This is a genomic window from Hominifimenecus sp. rT4P-3, assembly GCF_051055405.1.
Taxonomy (GTDB): Bacteria; Bacillota; Clostridia; order Lachnospirales; family Lachnospiraceae; genus Pseudolachnospira.
This window is the reverse complement of record NZ_CP167068.1, coordinates 3,106,098-3,122,759: the sequence shown is the minus strand read 5'-3', so window position 1 is coordinate 3,122,759 and position 16,662 is coordinate 3,106,098. Positions and strand designations below refer to the sequence as shown.

Genomic DNA, 16,662 nt, shown 5'->3' with positions numbered 1-16,662 from the left:
AAATTTTGTTTAAAAGTTTAAAATACTTCCTTTTGATATTTCTCCTTGTAAAATCTCAATCAAATGATTTCGGATGAGGTAGACGCCCCCGTAGGCGATGCTCAAATCCGCCAATTCCGAACAAAAGATATTTGGCCGGTCTCCCGGATAAAAGGGAGAATTGTTATAGACATAGGTCTGAATCCGGTTTAGCTGCGTTTCATTGATCAAAGAGGCGATCAAGCCGCTGATACAGATGGTTTTCGGGTGATACGCATTGACGATATTGGAGATCCCGATGGACAGATAGTCGGCAAATTCGTGAACTGCGGAAATGACTTCCGGATCATTTTTTCGAAAACGTTGGAGAATTTTGTCGAATCCCTCTTTGGTATACTCTTTTTCCGGTTCCAGCTTGTGGAACAATGCTTTGGGGGAAGCATACTGCACCAGGCATCCGCGTTTTCCGCATTCACATTTTCTGCCGTTGAAATTGATGGTCGTGTGGGCAAAACGGGTACTGATAATCGGGTTGGTAGCGTTGCCGTATTGACCCAGGTAAATGCCGACTGCCATTCCCACGGAGCCATAAATGCTGGCGAGAATTTCGGACTTATCAATGTTGTAATAGTAAAGATTTCCCATCGTGGCCGCATTTCGGAAGCCTTGGGTAAACAGCGGATATCCTTTCGTAGCTTTCAGCAGCTGCGGAACGGATTCCGGGGATGCCCAGGGCTCTGTGTGTCCGGAGGAACTAATAATGATACCTTGTATCGGATCAAAAAGACCGCGGTGGGCCAGCGCGATTCCGATAATGCCTAGAGGATAATCAGCGTAGCGGGTTTCAATTTCTGTTATCTTTTCTTCCAGCAGTTCAAAAAAAAGTTTGGACTGGGAATTTCCACAGGGCAAAAGGTGCTCTTCTAACTGATTCGCATTTAGATCGGTAACTAAAAGTCTCCCATAGACGGACTCCTGAAATACGCCGATGAGAATGCCGGCTTTTTCATTAACCTGAATCAGAATCGGAGGCCGTCCTCTTTTGCTTTGCCCGGTTCCTGTCTCTACGATCACCTTTTTTTCCAGCAAATAATCGGCACAGTTGGATACGGTCACAACCGTTAAATCGCAAAGCTGTGTGATCTGAGCCCTAGAAATCGGTTGATTTTCCAAGATGAGGGAAAAAACGGTATGAAGATTTGCCGTTTTGATTTGTTCCATGCTATTTGGGGGGGTTTTTGGTTTCATATACCGTCTCCTAAATCAATCAGGCCAAATGAGAAGTTACGCCTAGTATTGCATTGCCTAAATATCAATGAATTTTGTATTAGTATACGACGGATTTCTTTAAAAATCAAGCAAGATTGGTGGATAATAATATAAGAGGGTTAAATAAATAGGACAAAAAAGAGACAAAAACTTATGAATTTAAATAAAATATCCGCAAGATAAAAAAAGTATTGACAAATATTAAGTAAAAAGGTATTATTAAAAAGGATTAAATAAAAAGGGTTTAATAAATTGGCGCCGAAAGCCCTTTCAGAAAACGGGAAAATCCTTCAAAAGAGTAGACACAGGAAAGAGGAGGAAAGAAAATGAAATTTCTACTCACCGTATTGATTGCTGCGATCGGTGGCTTTGCGGCGAAAAAGGCCCGATTGCCAGCGCCCGGTCTGGTAGGAGGAATGGTCTTTGTGGCCCTTTGGAATATTTTCACGGGAAACGGATATTTCCCCAGGGATCTAAGATTTTACGTCCGGGTGGCCGCTGGTATTTATGTAGGAACCGGAATCAAAATTCGGGATGTGGTCGCTTTGAAAGAGGTAAAAGGCGGGGTACTGGTTGCATTAATTGGAATGCTTTTTTCCAGTATTTTGGCGGGAACTTTGATCAGTAACGTGACGGAGTTGGATTTTGCCACCGCTTTTTTGGCCACGGCGCCAGGCGGGACCCAGGAGATGACGTTAATTGCGGCGGATGTGGGAGGAGATCCTTCAAAAGTTGCGTTAATGCAGGTGATTCGAGTATTTTTTGCCATTTCGTTTTTGCCCACGTTGATTCGAATCATCTGTGAAAAGAAAGCAGGGAAACAGGAAGACGGAAAAGCGGCTCTTTCATCTAGCGTCTCTAAGGAGAATCCCAAAGGTATTTCCGTCTGGTGGAATTATCTTTTGGTGATTGCGGCAGGCCTTTTGCTCGGAAGACTATTTGATTCTCTTAGCGTTCCTTCCGGAAGTATGATTGGGGCTATGGTGGCCACTGTATTGCTCTCCGCTGTACATATCGAACCCTATATTCCCCGAAGCTGTATCTTTGGCATTCAGGTTTTTTCCGGGGCTTATATTGGTTCCACAATTGTACGGGAGCAGATTTTAGATCTTTGGAAAATTGCGATCCCGGTTCTCATCATGGTACTGGCGCTTTCCCTTGTAAATGTAGTCTTAGGGCTGCTGATGGCAAAAGTTTCGTCGGTAGATATTCAGACGGCAATGTATGCCTGCGCGCCAGGGGGCTTGAGCGATATGGTAATCATTGCCAATGATATGGGAGCGGATTCCGCGAAAGTTACGGCGCTGCATGTCCTGCGGATTATGATGGTGGTATCGATTTATCCGACGGCGGTAACGGTGCTGTCTCGATATTTATAAAAAGGCAAGGAGGATGAAAACATGGCATTGTTGGAAGCCCGGACAGAAGGTGGGATGGTCCGGGGGACGTATGGGGGAAACCAGGCGGTCAGCGTCTTTAAAGGTGTCCCCTACGCAGCTCCACCATTAGGAGATCTGCGTTTTCGAGAACCGCAGCCGGTAAAACCTTGGGAGGGCGTGCGGGAAGCTTATGCGTTTCGCCCTCTTGCCTGGCAAAAGCAGATGGCGCAGGGCAGCTTTTACCAGAAAGAATTTTACCCAAATCAATATCCCATGGACGAGGACTGCTTGTATCTGAATATCTGGACTCCGGCGGAGAAGGAAGGAGAAGATCTCCCGGTCGTTCTCTATATTCACGGAGGCGGATTCCAGCAGGGAAGTCCTTATGGAATGATGTTCGATGGAGAAGCCTACGGCAAGCGGGGAATCATTTTTATCACGGCAGCCTTTCGCTTGAATGTGTTTGGATTCCTGGCCCACGAGGAATTGTTAGCAGAATCCGAGCACGGTACCACGGGAAATTATGGCTTTTTGGACATTATAGCGGCAATCCAGTGGATTCGCCGGAATATCCGCGCCTTTGGCGGCGATCCAAACCGTATTACCATTGAGGGGCAGTCAGCGGGAGGCCGGGCTGTTTACATGCTGGGCACAACTCCTTTAACCAAAGGACTCTTTCAGCAGGCAATAATTCAGAGCGGCGGGGGGTTAAGCGTAAAGCAGGGGACCCATTTCTTCACCTTAAAGGACGCGCTGCAAAGAGGGAAAGAATGGATGGACTGGGCAGGGCTTTCCTCCATCGAGGAAGTGAGGAAACTTCCGGCGGAGCAGCTCTTTGAGCTTCAAGCAAAGGCACAGGCTTATTTTAAAGATCGTTGTCCCTTCCGCCCAACCTTAGACGGCTATGTGTTTTCTGATCTTCCCAATCAGTTGGTTTTGCAGGGAAAGATGCACGATATCCAGATCCTGATCGGATGCACCGCCCAGGAATGGGATCCTCCTCGACACCCGTTTACGGAAGATACGGAAGAATTTCGAAGGCAGGCGGAAGAGCTTTATGGCGTTCACGCGGATGCTTTTTGGGAAGCGGCCCATGCAGACTCCAAGGAGCAAATGGTACAGACGCAAAAAAGAGCCTTTGGAGAACAGGATTTGGCAGGGTGTTTTGCGCTGGCGGAGTGGCAGTTGGAGCTGGGACGCAGGCCGGTATACCAGTACTTTTTCACTCAGGTGCCGCCGGGAAGCGCGCCGGGGATCGGGACGTATCATTCTGCGGAACATGCGTATGTGTTCCAGACGCTGTCCAGGTCTTGGCGCCCTTATACCGGAGAAGATTATGATGTCTCGCTGATGATGTGCGAGTATTGGAGCAATTTCATTAAGACCGGAACGCCAAACGGCGAGGGATTAAAAGAGTGGACGCCATATACAAAGGAAAGTCCCAAGGGAATGAAGCTTTGCCGGAACAATGAAATGATAGAGATTCCCAAAAATGAGATGGTGCAGTTTGAGATTGATTTCATTTTAGGAAGACTGGCGCATCAGTAGAGAACGGATGCAGCGAAAGAAAGGAGACGGTTAAATTTGCTAAGGTATATCGGAAAACGAATATTGATGATGATTCCTGTTCTACTCGGCGTGACGCTTCTAGTTTTTCTGTTGCTGCAGCTGGCGCCGGGAGACCCTGCCCAAATTATTTTGGGAGAGGATGCCACAAAAGAGGAAATCGCGGCCTTGCGGGAAGAGATGGGGTTGAATGATTCTGTGCTGGTCCAATTTGGACGCTATGTCGTAAAACTGGTCACAAAAGGAGATATGGGAAATTCCTACCGCAGCGGGAAACCGGTGCTGGAATCCATCCTGGAGCGCTATCCTACTACGATCACATTGGCCATTTTTGGAACATTGATTATGTTGATCGTGGGAATTCCCATAGGAATTATATCCGCGGTGAAACAATATTCCTGGATGGACAATATCTCTGTGGCTATTGGAATGATTGGGGTGTCGATGCCAACATTCTGGCTGGGCTTGATGCTGATCTTGATTTTCTCTGTTCAGCTTCGAATTTTACCGGCTTCCGGCTTTTACGGTCCCTCTTACTGGATTCTTCCGGCAGCTACCATCGGCTTCCATGCGGCGGCGTCTTTGATGAGAACGACCCGTTCCAGCATGCTGGAATGTATCCGTCAAGACTATGTCCGCACGGCTAGAGCCAAGGGGCAGAGGGAGATCGTTGTGACCGTTCACCATGTTCTCCGCAACGCGATGATCCCGATCATCACAGTGGCGGGAATGCAGTTCGGCGTTTCTCTGGGAGGCGCCATGGTAATCGAGACCATATTTGCCATCCCTGGTCTGGGAAAATTCGTGATTGAGGCGATCAACGCCAGAGATTACCCCATCGTACAGGGAGGCGTATTGATGATTGCTTTATCCTACAGCGTGGTGAACCTTCTCGTCGATCTGCTGTATGCCGCGGTAGACCCTAGAATTAAGTCTCAGTTTGGCGGAAAGCATAAAGCGAAGAAAATAAAGAGGGAGGACAAAGCCGGTGAGTAAAAACAAAAAAGCGGATAAAAAGAAGAGCAACTGGTCCGATATCTGGAAACGTTTAAAACGGAATCGGATGGCCATGTTGGGTCTGGTTTTGATTATTATCTTAATTTTGTCAGCGGCCTTGGCGCCGATTATCGCGCCCTACGGCTTTGATGATCAGGATGTAAGCCGAGCGTTTTTAGGACCTTCCTTGAGCCATTTATTTGGAACGGATAACCTGGGAAGAGATGTGTTCAGCCGAATCTTGTACGGAGGCCGGATTTCCCTGACCATGGGCTTGATCTCGGTTTCCCTGGCTTCTGTGGTCGGTATTTTCCTGGGGGCCGTAGCCGGTTACTATGGAGGGAAAATCGACGACGTCATCATGAGGATTTTGGACGTCTTGATGGCAATGCCGAATATCCTGCTGGCTATCGCCATCGCGGCGGCTTTAGGGCCGGGATTGGTCAACTGTATGGTTGCCGTTGGAATTTCCACGATTCCTCGTTTTGCCCGTGTAGTCAGAGGCCCGATTCTGGCGATTCGGAATCAAGAATACATAGAAGCGGCCACGGCGGTAAATGCCAGCGATGGACGCATCATTTTCCGCCACGTCCTTCCCAATGTTCTAGCGCCGATCATCGTCCAATCTACCCTCTACATTGCCAATGCCGTTATGGCGGCGTCAAGCCTGAGCTTTCTGGGAATGGGCGTTCAGCCGCCCTCTCCGGAATGGGGCGCGATGCTTTCGGCAGGGCGGCAATATATCCGGGAATACTGGCATATTGTAACGTTCCCTGGAATTGCGATTATGTTGACGGTGTTTTCTCTGAATGTGCTGGGTGACGGTTTAAGAGACGCCTTGGATCCCAGACTGAAAAATTAGGGGGATGACAGGATGAAACAGGACAACATTTTAGAGTTAAAACATTTGACGATACAGTACAAAACGGAAGACGGCGTCTGCCGCGCGGTCAACGGCGTGGACCTGCAGCTAAAAAGAGGCGAAACCCTAGGACTGGTAGGCGAGACCGGGGCGGGGAAGACGACGATTGCATTGGGAATCATGCGTCTGGTTCCGGATCCGCCGGGAGAGATTACATCCGGAGAGATTTTGCTGGACGGAGAAGACATCTTAAAGGTAAGCGACGCGGCTATGCGCAAAATCCGCGGACAAAAGGTATCGATGATTTTCCAGGACCCGATGACGGCTCTAAATCCCATTGATACCGTGGGAGAGCAGATCACGGAAGTGGTGCGGCTGCACAACAAAAAGCTGTCGAGGGCCCAGGCGGTTCAAAAAGCCTGCGATACTCTGGAAATGGTTGGTATTCCAGCGGAACGGTACGGAGAATACCCCCACCAGTTTTCCGGAGGAATGAAGCAGAGGATTGTGATTGCCATCGCCTTGGCGTGTTCTCCGGAGCTTTTGATTGCAGATGAGCCGACCACGGCTCTGGACGTGACGATTCAGGCGCAGGTACTGGATTTAATGAATGAGTTGAAGGAAAAGATTCATACTTCCATGCTGCTGATCACTCATGATTTGGGCGTGGTTGCGGAGATGTGCGAACAAGTTGCCATCATCTATGCTGGCCAGGTGGTAGAGATGGGAAAGGCCGAGGAGATTTACGATCATACCGGCCATCCTTATACGATCGGTCTGTTTGGCTCGCTGCCCGGAGTAGCGGGGGACGCCAAACGTTTGACACCCATCGCCGGCTTGATGCCAGACCCAGCGAATTTACCGCCAGGCTGCAAGTTTGCGCCGCGCTGTAACCGGTGCATGGAGCGTTGCAAGACGGAAGAACCGCCGTTGATTTCTATAGGAGAAAACCATCAGGTTCGGTGTTTTCTTTTCGATAAGGCAGGAAGGGAGGGAAAATAATGGCGCCATTATTGGAAGTGCGTGATTTAAAAAAGTATTTTCCGACAAAAAAAGGGATGCTCCATGCAGTGGACGGCGTAAGTTTTTCCCTGGAACAAGGAAAAACATTGGGCGTAGTAGGAGAATCCGGATGTGGGAAATCCACCTTGGGAAGAGTTGTACTTCACCTGCTTGAAAATACCGACGGAATGATCCGGTATAAAGGACGGGATATTACGCGGGTATCGAAAAAGGAATTGATTGCACTTCGAAAAGAAATGCAGATTATTTTTCAAGACCCGTACGCCTCTCTGGACCCGCGGATGACCATTGCCCAGATTATCGCGGAGCCTATGCAGATCGATAAGGAGCAGGAAAAAAGCAAGATTGACGAACGGGTTTATGAATTGATGGATACCGTTGGATTGGCCAGGCGTCTCTATAACAGCTATCCTCATGAGCTGGACGGCGGACGCCGACAGAGAATCGGGATTGCGCGGGCGTTAGCCCTGAACCCGCAGTTTATCGTGTGCGACGAGCCGGTCTCTGCCTTGGACGTATCCATTCAGGCTCAGATCTTAAACTTGATGCTGGATCTGCAGGAGCAGCTGGGCTTGACCTATATCTTTATTACTCATGATCTGTCGGTTGTGCGGTATATTTCGGATTCCATTTTGGTGATGTATCTCGGCCAGGTGGTGGAACACTGTCCGTCAAAAGAATTGTTTGATTTTCCGATGCACCCTTATACAAAAGCGCTGCTTTCCGCGGTTCCAGTGGCGGATGTACATCATAAAAAGGAAAGGATTCTTTTGAAAGGGGAATTGACTTCGCCGATCAATCCGAAGCCAGGATGCCGCTTTGCGGCCCGCTGTATCTATGCGAAGGATATTTGCCATCAAGAGGAACCAAAGCTTCAGGAGGTGCGGGATTCCCATCAGGTAGCTTGTCATTTTGTACGTGAAATCAATCAAAACATATAAAAGGAGGTAAAGTATGAAAAAAAGTCTTAGGTTAGCGGCAGTTTTTTTGTCGGCGGTGATGCTTGTTTCCGGTTGTGGAGGAGACGCGAAGGAGACCGCGGGGACGGGAGGCGCTGCGGAAAAGGGAAGCGTGGCGGGAGAGACCGGAGGCGAAAGCTCCAAGGATACTCTGATCATATCCCGCAGTACCGATCCTGGCTCCATGCAGCCCTACGATGCAACGGGAACAGCGGAGGGGTATGTTCAGGATACGTTTCTTGAGACCTTCTTCTTTTATAATGAAGAAGGCGTATCAGAGCCAAAGCTGGCGGAGAGCCTGGAATATTCCGAAGATGGAATGGAAATGCGGATTAAAATCCGTGAGGGCGTAAAATTCCATAACGGCGATGTGATGGATATGGAGGACGTTCTTTATTCTTTCCAGGTGCTAAAGAATTCATCTCAAGGCAACGCCGTTAACTATCTGGATTTCGATCATATTGAGGCCATCGATGAGGTTACGCTCCGCGTTCCTCTCTTAAAGCAGGTGGCGTATGCGGCGGATGGCCTAACCCGACTGTACATTTTCAACAAAGACTATATGGAAGAAACTGGAGACCGGGTATCGACGGAAATGATCGGGACTGGACCCTATGTGTTAAAAGAATACGTTTCCGGCGACAGCGTTACCGTGGAAAAGTTTGACGAATATTGGGGAACTCCGGTAAAACTATCCCGTATTATCTTCCGGTTTATCCCGGAAAAATCCGTAGCGATGATTGAGCTGGATACGGATGGAATTGATTTTGCCCTTTCTTGTCTGGCCAGCGATATCAATAAGGCCAAGGAAGATCCGGAGGGCAAGATCGCGATCTATGAGTCGCCGGCTTTGCGGTACAATGCGATTAACTTTAACTGTGCGTCGGAGCCCTTAAACAACAAACTGGTGCGTCAGGCTCTGAACTACGCGGTAGATAAAGAGGCCATCATCAAAGGCGCTTACGAAGGTCAAGGAACCGTAGCGACCTCCATGGTTCCGGGAGGAACCTGGGGACACAGCAAGAAGCTGGATGAGACGCCGCTTTATGAGTACAATCCAGAAAAGGCAAAAGAACTTCTGGCAGAAGCGGGATATGGGGACGGTTTTACGCTGAAAGCGGTCATCGACAGTACGACTAGTTCCGTGGCGGAGCAGCTGTCCAATATGTTTCTGGCTGTTGGCGTGACAGTGGAAATCCAGCAATACGACCAGACTACAGCGCTGGATATCCTCCGCAATTCTCTGGACTGGAATATTTCGATCCGTCAGTACGGAATCGAGGGAGATCCGGGAGCTGGGTTGATGATTCAGACCCATCCAAACAATAGCCATGAAGGCCAGGCAAACATTGCGAAGACCTATGACATTCAGGAAGCATGGGATTATTCGGAAAAACTGGAAGCTGCGGTCACGCTGATGGACGACGCCGAGCGGGAAGCCGCTTACGGGGAGCTTCAGGAAATCTATATGGAAAACGCCTTTGTGCTTCCTCTGCGGAATCTGGCGGATGTGTATCTGTATCAGTCAAATCTGAAAGGATTTGTAAAATCTGGAAACCGTCCGATCTTTAACTGGTGTTATTTTGAATAAGAGCTAAAGTCTAAGGCTGCTGCCAGCCTTGAATCTTGCGGATTCATGGTTTTGCAGCAGCCTTTCTCTTTTTGAGAATAACGTGGTTTTGTTAGTAGAAAGCAACTGCAAATTAGGAAGATAGGAGGGAATAAAAATGGCCATGTTACAGGCAAAGACAGAAAATGGATGGGTGGAAGGCGTGATGGCCGGATGCCAGCAGATCAGTATTTTTAAAGGGATTCCATTCGCGGCTCCGCCAGTGGGAGATCTCCGCTTTCGGGCGCCCCAGCCGGCAGAGGATTGGGAGGGCGTCCGCCCGGCAAAGCTATTTGGAAATGCGCCGATGCAAGATTATTTGCCGGATGGGAATTTTCATCGGAAAGAGTTTTATCCGGTCCGGCTGCCCATGGGTGAGGATTGTCTGTATCTAAATATATGGACGCCTGCCAAGGAGCCGGGAGAAAAATTGCCGGTGGCCTTTTGGGTATTTGGCGGCGGTTTTATACGCGGATATGCCCACGGCCAGCAGTACGATGGGGAAGCGTTGGCAAAGCAGGGAATCGTATATGTATCCGCTAACTACCGGAGCAATGGATTTGGATTTATGCAGCATCCGGCGCTGACCGAGGAAGACCCGGTGGGAGCGGGAAATTATGGAATGCTGGATATCATTGCGGCGCTGAAATGGGTAAGACGGAATATCGACGCCTTTGGCGGAGATCCGGAGATGATTACAGTATTCGGCCAATCGGCGGGAGGAACTGCCTGTCAGATTCTTACGTGCAGCGAGATGACGAGAGGGGACATCCGCCGTGCGGTTCTTCAAAGCGGAGGCGGGCTGGGCGACAATCCAAAGGTGTGGCCGCTGCCGCTAAAGACGGCGGAAGCCTTTGGGGAGGCTTTCTTTTCCTATGCCAAGCTTCGATCTTTAGAAGAGGCCAGAGCGCTCCCTGCGGAAACGATGAATTCTCTTCTGATTTCTTTTTTCCGGGAGACGAAGGGAAAGATGCGGTTTAAGCCCTGTATCGACGGATATGTGTTGAGGGATTTGCCGCATCAAATCCAACTTTCCGGTGGGCATCACGATATTGATTATATGATTGGCTGTACGAAGGACGAAACGCCGGCGGACCCGGAGTGCAAGCATCCGCTGACAGAAGAGTTTCAGAAAGAGATGGAAGATTCCTTTGGTCCTAAGGCAAGAGGGATGGCAGAACGCCTTCAAGTCCGGACGGAGGAGGACGCGAAAGAATTTTTGCGCCGGTGCCGGGCAAACTATAAGAGAGCCGCTGTGATTGCTTTCTGTGAGGCGCAGCTGGCCTTGGGAAGAAGGCCGGCTTACGGCTATGTTTTTGATCAGGTTCCGGCAAAGAGCGAGATTGGCTCCTTCCATTCGGCGGAGCATATGTACGTGTTTAAAATTTTAGAGCGCAGCTGGCGGCCCTATACAGGGGAAGATTACGATATTTCGATCCGGGCCAATTCTTACTGGGGGAATTTTATTAAGAATGGTTGTCCTGGCGGGGAAAATGGGCAGGAGTGGAAGGCCTATACCAGAGAAACTCCGCAGGTGATGGGCTTTTCCCATGGGGGAGGCATGAGAGAGCCGGAACGAAATGAAATGATTGACTTTTTATTGGAGTATTATCGGGAAAAAAGGTAGCCGCTTTGCTCCTTTTTGTGGTATGCTTTTTATGGAATCGGAGAAAGGAGCGCCGGAACATGGACTTTTTACAAATGAGGTATTGCCTGGAAGCGGCGAAATATAAGAATTTTACCAGGGCGGCGGAACAATGCTATGTGTCCCAGTCAGTCATTTCGGTTCAGATCGGAAAATTAGAGTCGGAACTGGGCATTCGGATTTTCAGCCGCACCCAAAAAGGCGTAGCGGTCACAAAAGAGGGAGAGATTTTTCTAGAATATGCCAGACAGATGCTGGCGTTAGAAGAGCGAATGAAGAAATCGTTCCGCGTTTTTCAAAATAGCAGCGAGGGGAGTATCTCCATCGGCCTGGCCCAGTGCAGCGCTCTTTATATGCTGACGGATCTGGTTTCTGCCTATCAAAAAAAATTCCCGGATGTGGAGTTGAGCATTCAGGAAGGGGACAGCAGTCAGCTGAAAGAGATGATCCGAAATGGCGTTTTAGACGCGGCATTCCTCTCGGATATGCTGCTTCCGGATGATCTTAGAACCTATGAACTGCTTCAAGATGAAGTGGTTTTGGTGGTGGGAAAAGAACATCCGCTGGCTGGTAGAGAATCTGTTCGGCTGGAGGAATTGCGGGGACACGTACTACTGTTTTCCGAGAACTCATCCATTTTAAAGTCCCTGCAATCCACCCAGCCTGCTTTAGATGCGGCCAAGCGGGGGGAGGAATTCTTTCGCACGAGGATTACGAAAAATACCCATATCCTGACCAATATCAGCCTGGTAGCCAACGGTCTGGTGGCTACTTTAGTCACGAGGAACAGCGCGGGAAAATATGGAGGCAAGGGTGTGCATGTAGCGAAGTTAGAGCCGTCCTTATCCCGTTATGTGTACCTGGCGGTTTCCGAGGAATCCGCTAAGGTGCCTGTGGTCGACAATTTTATCCAGTTTGTCTTGGACAGTCCTCACCGCATGGTCGGAGGAAATCAGGAAAATAAGGGGAAGTAGGGAAAGTCTTAAAATAGCGCAATGATAATGGAATCTTTCATTGCAGTCTGATTGATCTGCCGCTCAAAAAGATGGAACTGTTTTAATGGCAATAAAAAATAGATCGAACATCGGTTAGAAATAACCGATGTTTTTTTCGTCTGTGGATCGTATCATTGCATTTCGCGATTGCGGGATGCGGAATCGTAATTGGACATCAATAGAAGCCAATGTTAAAATATGAATAAATTAAGAGATTGTACAAAAAATGATGTACAATTTCAAGGTTTTATTTATGCGTAGGCAATGCACAAAGTGGACATACAAGGGTGTCCATTGGGCTTGTATCTTTTTAGGTGATAAGGAGGCATCATAAGAATGGGAGAAAAAAAGGCAAAACAGGCAATCATCATCAATCCCTGGACGGACTCAGAAAAAGTCTGGGTTGGTTCCGCGGAGACCGATACTCTGAGAAAAAATTTCCGGATTATTAAGCCGGACCGTATCGGAAAACATCTGGACATGGGGTCTAAGTATTTTGTAGCAGGCGTTACAGTGAATCCTCCCATGTCTGTCAGCACCCCGCATATTCATCCGACCAGCGAGGAGTGCAGCTACACGATTTCGGGCATGGAACTGACCAATATCGGAGAAGGCGGCGAGTTCATCGGGACCACAGGCCCTGGTGATTTTAAGTTCATTCCGAAAAACACGTATCACGGAGGCGCAGGCGCCAGAGGCGGCAATGAAAATGCAGATCCTGGACTGACGGTTTCCCATAAGATTTGGTGGTATTCGGCAGGCGGACAGCTTCCGACGGTAGACGGCATGACCAATGTATCGGGGGATAAGCCGGAAGATTCCGCGGCAAATGCGCCGGAGAAAAATAAGAAATAGGAGGGAAGATTTGATGGACGAGACAAGAAGACTGATGTGCATTCATCCAATGAAAAAGGACGAGCATTATTTATACACATTTCCGGGAAAGAAGACGAAACTTTGGCGTGTGGTTGACCATGACATGCACGGTTCTGAGTTTTTCCGGATCGGTATCATTCATTTAGCTCCCGGCGAGGGTCACGGTTCCACCCATGTCCATGAGAATGCGGAGCAGTTTAACTATATCGTAAAAGGAGAAGGCGTGCTTCTCGGCGAAGGTGGGAAGGAAGTTGGACGTTTCCGCAAAGGCCATGTCATCTTTGTGCCGGAAGGCGTTCCTCACGGCTTTGTCAATGATTCGGAGGAGACCCTGGAAATGGTTTATGTCTGCTCCAAGGATGCGGTTCTGCCGGTAGTGGATGAGATGGAACCGACAGTGGAAGAATAGGGAGGAACGCGATGATCCAGGTTACAGTGGATACGGTACTGGCTCCGACCATCGGCTATCCGATGCGTCAGTCCTTATCAGCAAAGCTTTCCAATGTGATGTATGAACGGATGGGGCTGGACATTCTCCGTTTTCCCATCGAGCTTGCGGACGCTTCCCGCTTGGGTGATGTGATCCATGGACTGCGTTACATGAATGTAAAGTCCATCGGGATCACCAAACCCTTTAAAGTGCAGGTGATCCAGTATTGCGACGAGCTGGATGACTTTGCCCGGAAGATGGGAGCAGTCAATCATGTGCATATCATCGATGGAAAACTAGTCGGTTTTAGCAGGGATGGGGAAGGGTTTCTGTATTCCCTACAGAGAACCGGCTGTAAGATTTCTGAATCCGTATTTTTCTGCTTTGGAGCCGGCGGCGCAGGACGCGCCATCTGTGGTGCGTTGGCCAACGAAGGCGCAAAGAAGATTTATATTACCGATTTAATTGGAAAATATGCGGAAGAGTTAGCAGAGAATATTAACCATGCGTTTGCCCCGGTGGCGGAAGCTGTGGACTTTTCCGACGTGGCCCGCGTACAGAAGCTGGCCCATGAAGCGGATGTAGTGATGAATGTCACGGGATTGGGGATGGCGCCGCATCTGTCGGAGACGCCGTTAGACCGTTCGGTTTTTCGGGAAGGGCAGATTGCCTTTGACGCAGTGTACAATCCAGCGGAAACCCGTTTCCTGCGGGAAGCAAAAGAATCCGGCTGCCAAATTTTGAGCGGAAAGGGAATGCTGATTCGTTTGCAGATGCTGGGAGCGGAACGGCGTTCTGGAAGAAAAGTAACCAATTACGAAGAGTGGGAGCAGGTGTTTGACAGCCTTTTGGCGGAAGAACAGGCGAAGCAGGAAGGAGCGGGCGTCCGGTGAAGAAAATTTTAATGCTGCATGGCGTAAACGCGAATATGTTCCAGTTTCGGAATCCAGAATTCTATGGCTCTGTGACGTTGGATCAGGTGAATGCCAGAATGCAGGAAGAGGCAAAAGAACTGGGAGTTTCCCTGGAATGCTTCCAATCCAACCATGCGGGCGATCTGGTGGACAAGCTGCATCAGGCATTCTTTGATCAGACTGACGCGGTGATTATCAATCCTGGCGGATTTACCAACTGTGATTGTGGAATTAAGGAAGCATTGGCGCTTTTGCGTGTGCCGGTGATCGAAGTTCATATGGCAAATCTTTTCCGCAAAAAGAATGGAAGCCCTCAAGGCACTACGACTCAAGTAGCTACGGCAGTGTTGATGGGAATGCAGATCGATACGTATCCGTTGGCTCTTCGGGCGGCGGTCATGTTGGCCGACGGAAAAGATGGTAAATAGCAAACAGTAAATATCTATAAAACATATCGAAAAGTAGATACGATACTAGGCCGAAAAGGCTTGGCAATATGGAAGGGAGGAAAAGAAATGAAAAAGAACATCGCGGTAATGATGAGCTTGCTTTTGACAGCCAGTTTATTGGGGGGCTGCGGCAACTCTGGAAGCGGAACAACGGCTGCCCCTACGGAGGCGGGAACGAAAGCTGCGGTAGAAAGCACAGCGGCAGAAGTAAAGACGGAGCCTGCTGGAAACGGCGGTGCTAACAGCTATCCGGAACGTGATTTGAAGGCTATGATCGGTTACGGCGCCGGCGGAGCAACGGATATGGCAGTTCGTCCTCTATTTACGGCGGCAGAGAAGCTTTTGGGTTCCAGTATTGTCGTAGAAAATACGGCGGGAGCTTCCGGTTCCACTTCTTGGCTGGCGGCCTGCGAGGCGGCTCCAGACGGATATACGTTGTGTATCGGCGCGGAGACACCGGCCTTGTACGATGCCTATGATCTGATTCAGTATACCTACGACGATGTCATTCCGATTATGGTAGTATCGGAGGCAGTCCAGACCATCACGGTGGCGGCGGATAGCCCTTACCAGACCGTAAAGGATTTGTTCCAAGCGGATATCGACAATCCGGGAAGCGTATTGAAAGTTGCTTCCGGTAAGGTTGGTATCAACGGAACGCTGTCTGCGATCTGGAAAACGGCCGCTGGCTTTGATCCCGGCACCTATACTTCCGATGGAGCGTCTTCTTCTATCGTAACGGTTCTGGGTGGTTTTGCTGATTTCTGCGTATCCTCCACTGCCGCGGTTCAGAGCTACAAAGACAGCGGAGATGTGCGCGTTCTTTGCACCAACAGCGTGGAGCGTTATTGGGACGATGTGCCGGCTATCGTAGAAGATTATCCGGAGATGGAGAAATACCTGCCTCTTGGCGCATTTTACACGATCTGCGTTCCGGCGGATACCGATCCGGAAGTGGTTGCCTACCTGACGGATGTGTTCACGCAGGCATATAATTCGGATGAATTCCAGCAGTCCTTAAAGGATCAGGGTCTCTCTGGCCTTGGATTAACCGGCGAGGAGGCAAAGAAATTCCTGGATGAGTGGAGACACAAAGCATTGTTGGCTTTAACGGAAAGCGGCGTTGTGGAGAAAACCATGAAGGATTTGGGATATGATGAATAAAACAAATGCAGGAAATGAAACGAAATATCAGGAAAAAATGACGGAGGCTCCCGGAAGGGAGCCTGCCGCTCTAAAAAAGGCAGAACAAAAGCCGGGAACCCGCATGGTCTCGCTGCTTTTTATCGTTGTTGCGGCAGTGTTTTTCTGGGAGTCAATCGGGATTTACCAGGATGATCCGTCTCTTTCCGGCTCCAGTACCTTCCCTTTGATTGTTTCCGGTTTTCTTTTGATCCTAGGGGTCGCGGATTTGATTCAAAATATCCGAAAAGGGTCGGCGACTACTGGGATGGGCATCGGAGAAAAGTGCAAAAGTATTGTTCAGTATTTGCTTCCTAAGAATGCGCTGGTATTTTTGCTGATGACAGTGGTCTACTATGTGATGCTGGAATTTGGCGTTGGTTTTGTGATTTCCTCGTTGATTTTTCTCCTGGCAGCCATGTGTTATCTGATTCCGAAGAATTTTGTGAAAAATCTAATCTATACAGGAGTCTGCATTGGGGCTTTGTATCTGATTTTTAAAGTGCTGTTTAAAGTCTTTTTACCGTAG

16 protein-coding genes are annotated in these 16,662 nt (G+C 49.1%); 15 read left to right on the top strand and 1 reads right to left on the bottom strand.

Features of this window, described 5'->3' with window-relative positions; genetic code table 11:
• Positions 1-9: 9 nt before the first annotated feature.
• The gene (locus ACCC71_RS14430; protein WP_434310324.1) at positions 10-1,227 is read right to left on the bottom strand and encodes an ROK family protein; all 1,218 of its coding nucleotides are present in this window, start codon (positions 1,225-1,227) and stop codon (positions 10-12) included.
• Between the two features lie 347 nt (positions 1,228-1,574).
• On the opposite strand from ACCC71_RS14430, the gene ACCC71_RS14425 reads away from it, so the two are divergent.
• The 15 genes from ACCC71_RS14425 to ACCC71_RS14355 all read left to right on the top strand — a co-directional run bounded on the left by ACCC71_RS14425 (position 1,575) and on the right by ACCC71_RS14355 (position 16,662).
• A complete protein-coding gene (locus ACCC71_RS14425) occupies positions 1,575-2,627 on the top strand; it encodes an AbrB family transcriptional regulator (RefSeq protein WP_434310323.1) in 1,053 nt (350 codons plus the stop codon).
• Between the two features lie 21 nt (positions 2,628-2,648).
• On the top strand, positions 2,649-4,175 hold the full coding sequence (locus ACCC71_RS14420; RefSeq protein WP_434310322.1) for a carboxylesterase/lipase family protein: 1,527 nt from the start codon (positions 2,649-2,651) through the stop codon (positions 4,173-4,175).
• A gap of 36 nt (positions 4,176-4,211) precedes the next feature.
• Positions 4,212-5,189, top strand: a complete 978-nt coding sequence (nikB, locus tag ACCC71_RS14415; protein WP_434310321.1) for a nickel ABC transporter permease — start codon at positions 4,212-4,214, stop codon at positions 5,187-5,189.
• A complete protein-coding gene (locus tag ACCC71_RS14410) occupies positions 5,182-6,051 on the top strand; it encodes an ABC transporter permease (protein ID WP_434310320.1) in 870 nt (289 codons plus the stop codon). Before nikB ends, ACCC71_RS14410 begins: the two co-directional genes overlap by 8 nt.
• A gap of 12 nt (positions 6,052-6,063) precedes the next feature.
• Positions 6,064-7,053 carry an ABC transporter ATP-binding protein gene (locus ACCC71_RS14405; RefSeq protein WP_434310319.1) on the top strand — a complete coding sequence of 330 codons (990 nt, stop codon included), beginning with the start codon at positions 6,064-6,066 and terminating at the stop codon, positions 7,051-7,053.
• Positions 7,053-8,015 carry an ABC transporter ATP-binding protein gene (locus tag ACCC71_RS14400; protein ID WP_434310318.1) on the top strand — a complete coding sequence of 321 codons (963 nt, stop codon included), beginning with the start codon at positions 7,053-7,055 and terminating at the stop codon, positions 8,013-8,015. Before ACCC71_RS14405 ends, ACCC71_RS14400 begins: the two co-directional genes overlap by 1 nt.
• Before the next feature lie 13 nt (positions 8,016-8,028).
• Positions 8,029-9,624, top strand: coding sequence for an ABC transporter substrate-binding protein (locus ACCC71_RS14395; RefSeq protein WP_434310317.1), 1,596 nt, complete (start codon positions 8,029-8,031; stop codon positions 9,622-9,624).
• 136 nt (positions 9,625-9,760) lie between these two features.
• On the top strand, positions 9,761-11,269 hold the full coding sequence (locus ACCC71_RS14390) for a carboxylesterase/lipase family protein (protein WP_434310316.1): 1,509 nt from the start codon (positions 9,761-9,763) through the stop codon (positions 11,267-11,269).
• Between the two features lie 59 nt (positions 11,270-11,328).
• A complete protein-coding gene (locus tag ACCC71_RS14385) occupies positions 11,329-12,261 on the top strand; it encodes a LysR family transcriptional regulator (RefSeq protein ID WP_434310315.1) in 933 nt (310 codons plus the stop codon).
• 357 nt (positions 12,262-12,618) lie between these two features.
• A complete protein-coding gene (locus ACCC71_RS14380; protein ID WP_434310314.1) occupies positions 12,619-13,137 on the top strand; it encodes a hypothetical protein in 519 nt (172 codons plus the stop codon).
• 13 nt (positions 13,138-13,150) lie between these two features.
• Entirely contained in the window at positions 13,151-13,567 is a 417-nt protein-coding gene (locus ACCC71_RS14375; protein WP_434310313.1) for a cupin domain-containing protein, read from the top strand.
• An 11-nt stretch (positions 13,568-13,578) separates the two neighbouring features.
• Positions 13,579-14,481 carry a shikimate dehydrogenase family protein gene (locus ACCC71_RS14370; RefSeq protein ID WP_434310312.1) on the top strand — a complete coding sequence of 301 codons (903 nt, stop codon included), beginning with the start codon at positions 13,579-13,581 and terminating at the stop codon, positions 14,479-14,481.
• A complete protein-coding gene (locus ACCC71_RS14365; RefSeq protein WP_434310311.1) occupies positions 14,478-14,930 on the top strand; it encodes a type II 3-dehydroquinate dehydratase in 453 nt (150 codons plus the stop codon). Before ACCC71_RS14370 ends, ACCC71_RS14365 begins: the two co-directional genes overlap by 4 nt.
• Before the next feature lie 87 nt (positions 14,931-15,017).
• Positions 15,018-16,115, top strand: coding sequence for a tripartite tricarboxylate transporter substrate binding protein (locus tag ACCC71_RS14360; protein ID WP_434310310.1), 1,098 nt, complete (start codon positions 15,018-15,020; stop codon positions 16,113-16,115).
• Positions 16,105-16,662: a tripartite tricarboxylate transporter TctB family protein gene (locus tag ACCC71_RS14355; protein WP_434310309.1), complete on the top strand. Its 558-nt coding sequence runs from the start codon at positions 16,105-16,107 to the stop codon at positions 16,660-16,662. The genes ACCC71_RS14360 and ACCC71_RS14355 overlap by 11 nt, the downstream gene beginning before the upstream one ends.

Coding starts and splice junctions, on each gene's coding strand:
- ACCC71_RS14375 (WP_434310313.1), top strand. CDS start 13,151: ATGGACGAGACAAGAAGACTGATGTGCATTCATCCAATGAAAAAGGAC.
- ACCC71_RS14360 (WP_434310310.1), top strand. CDS start 15,018: ATGAAAAAGAACATCGCGGTAATGATGAGCTTGCTTTTGACAGCCAGT.
- ACCC71_RS14380 (WP_434310314.1), top strand. CDS start 12,619: ATGGGAGAAAAAAAGGCAAAACAGGCAATCATCATCAATCCCTGGACG.
- ACCC71_RS14420 (WP_434310322.1), top strand. CDS start 2,649: ATGGCATTGTTGGAAGCCCGGACAGAAGGTGGGATGGTCCGGGGGACG.
- ACCC71_RS14425 (WP_434310323.1), top strand. CDS start 1,575: ATGAAATTTCTACTCACCGTATTGATTGCTGCGATCGGTGGCTTTGCG.
- ACCC71_RS14355 (WP_434310309.1), top strand. CDS start 16,105: ATGATGAATAAAACAAATGCAGGAAATGAAACGAAATATCAGGAAAAA.
- ACCC71_RS14400 (WP_434310318.1), top strand. CDS start 7,053: ATGGCGCCATTATTGGAAGTGCGTGATTTAAAAAAGTATTTTCCGACA.
- ACCC71_RS14385 (WP_434310315.1), top strand. CDS start 11,329: ATGGACTTTTTACAAATGAGGTATTGCCTGGAAGCGGCGAAATATAAG.
- ACCC71_RS14390 (WP_434310316.1), top strand. CDS start 9,761: ATGGCCATGTTACAGGCAAAGACAGAAAATGGATGGGTGGAAGGCGTG.
- ACCC71_RS14370 (WP_434310312.1), top strand. CDS start 13,579: ATGATCCAGGTTACAGTGGATACGGTACTGGCTCCGACCATCGGCTAT.
- ACCC71_RS14395 (WP_434310317.1), top strand. CDS start 8,029: ATGAAAAAAAGTCTTAGGTTAGCGGCAGTTTTTTTGTCGGCGGTGATG.
- ACCC71_RS14405 (WP_434310319.1), top strand. CDS start 6,064: ATGAAACAGGACAACATTTTAGAGTTAAAACATTTGACGATACAGTAC.
- ACCC71_RS14430 (WP_434310324.1), bottom strand. CDS start 1,227: ATGAAACCAAAAACCCCCCCAAATAGCATGGAACAAATCAAAACGGCA.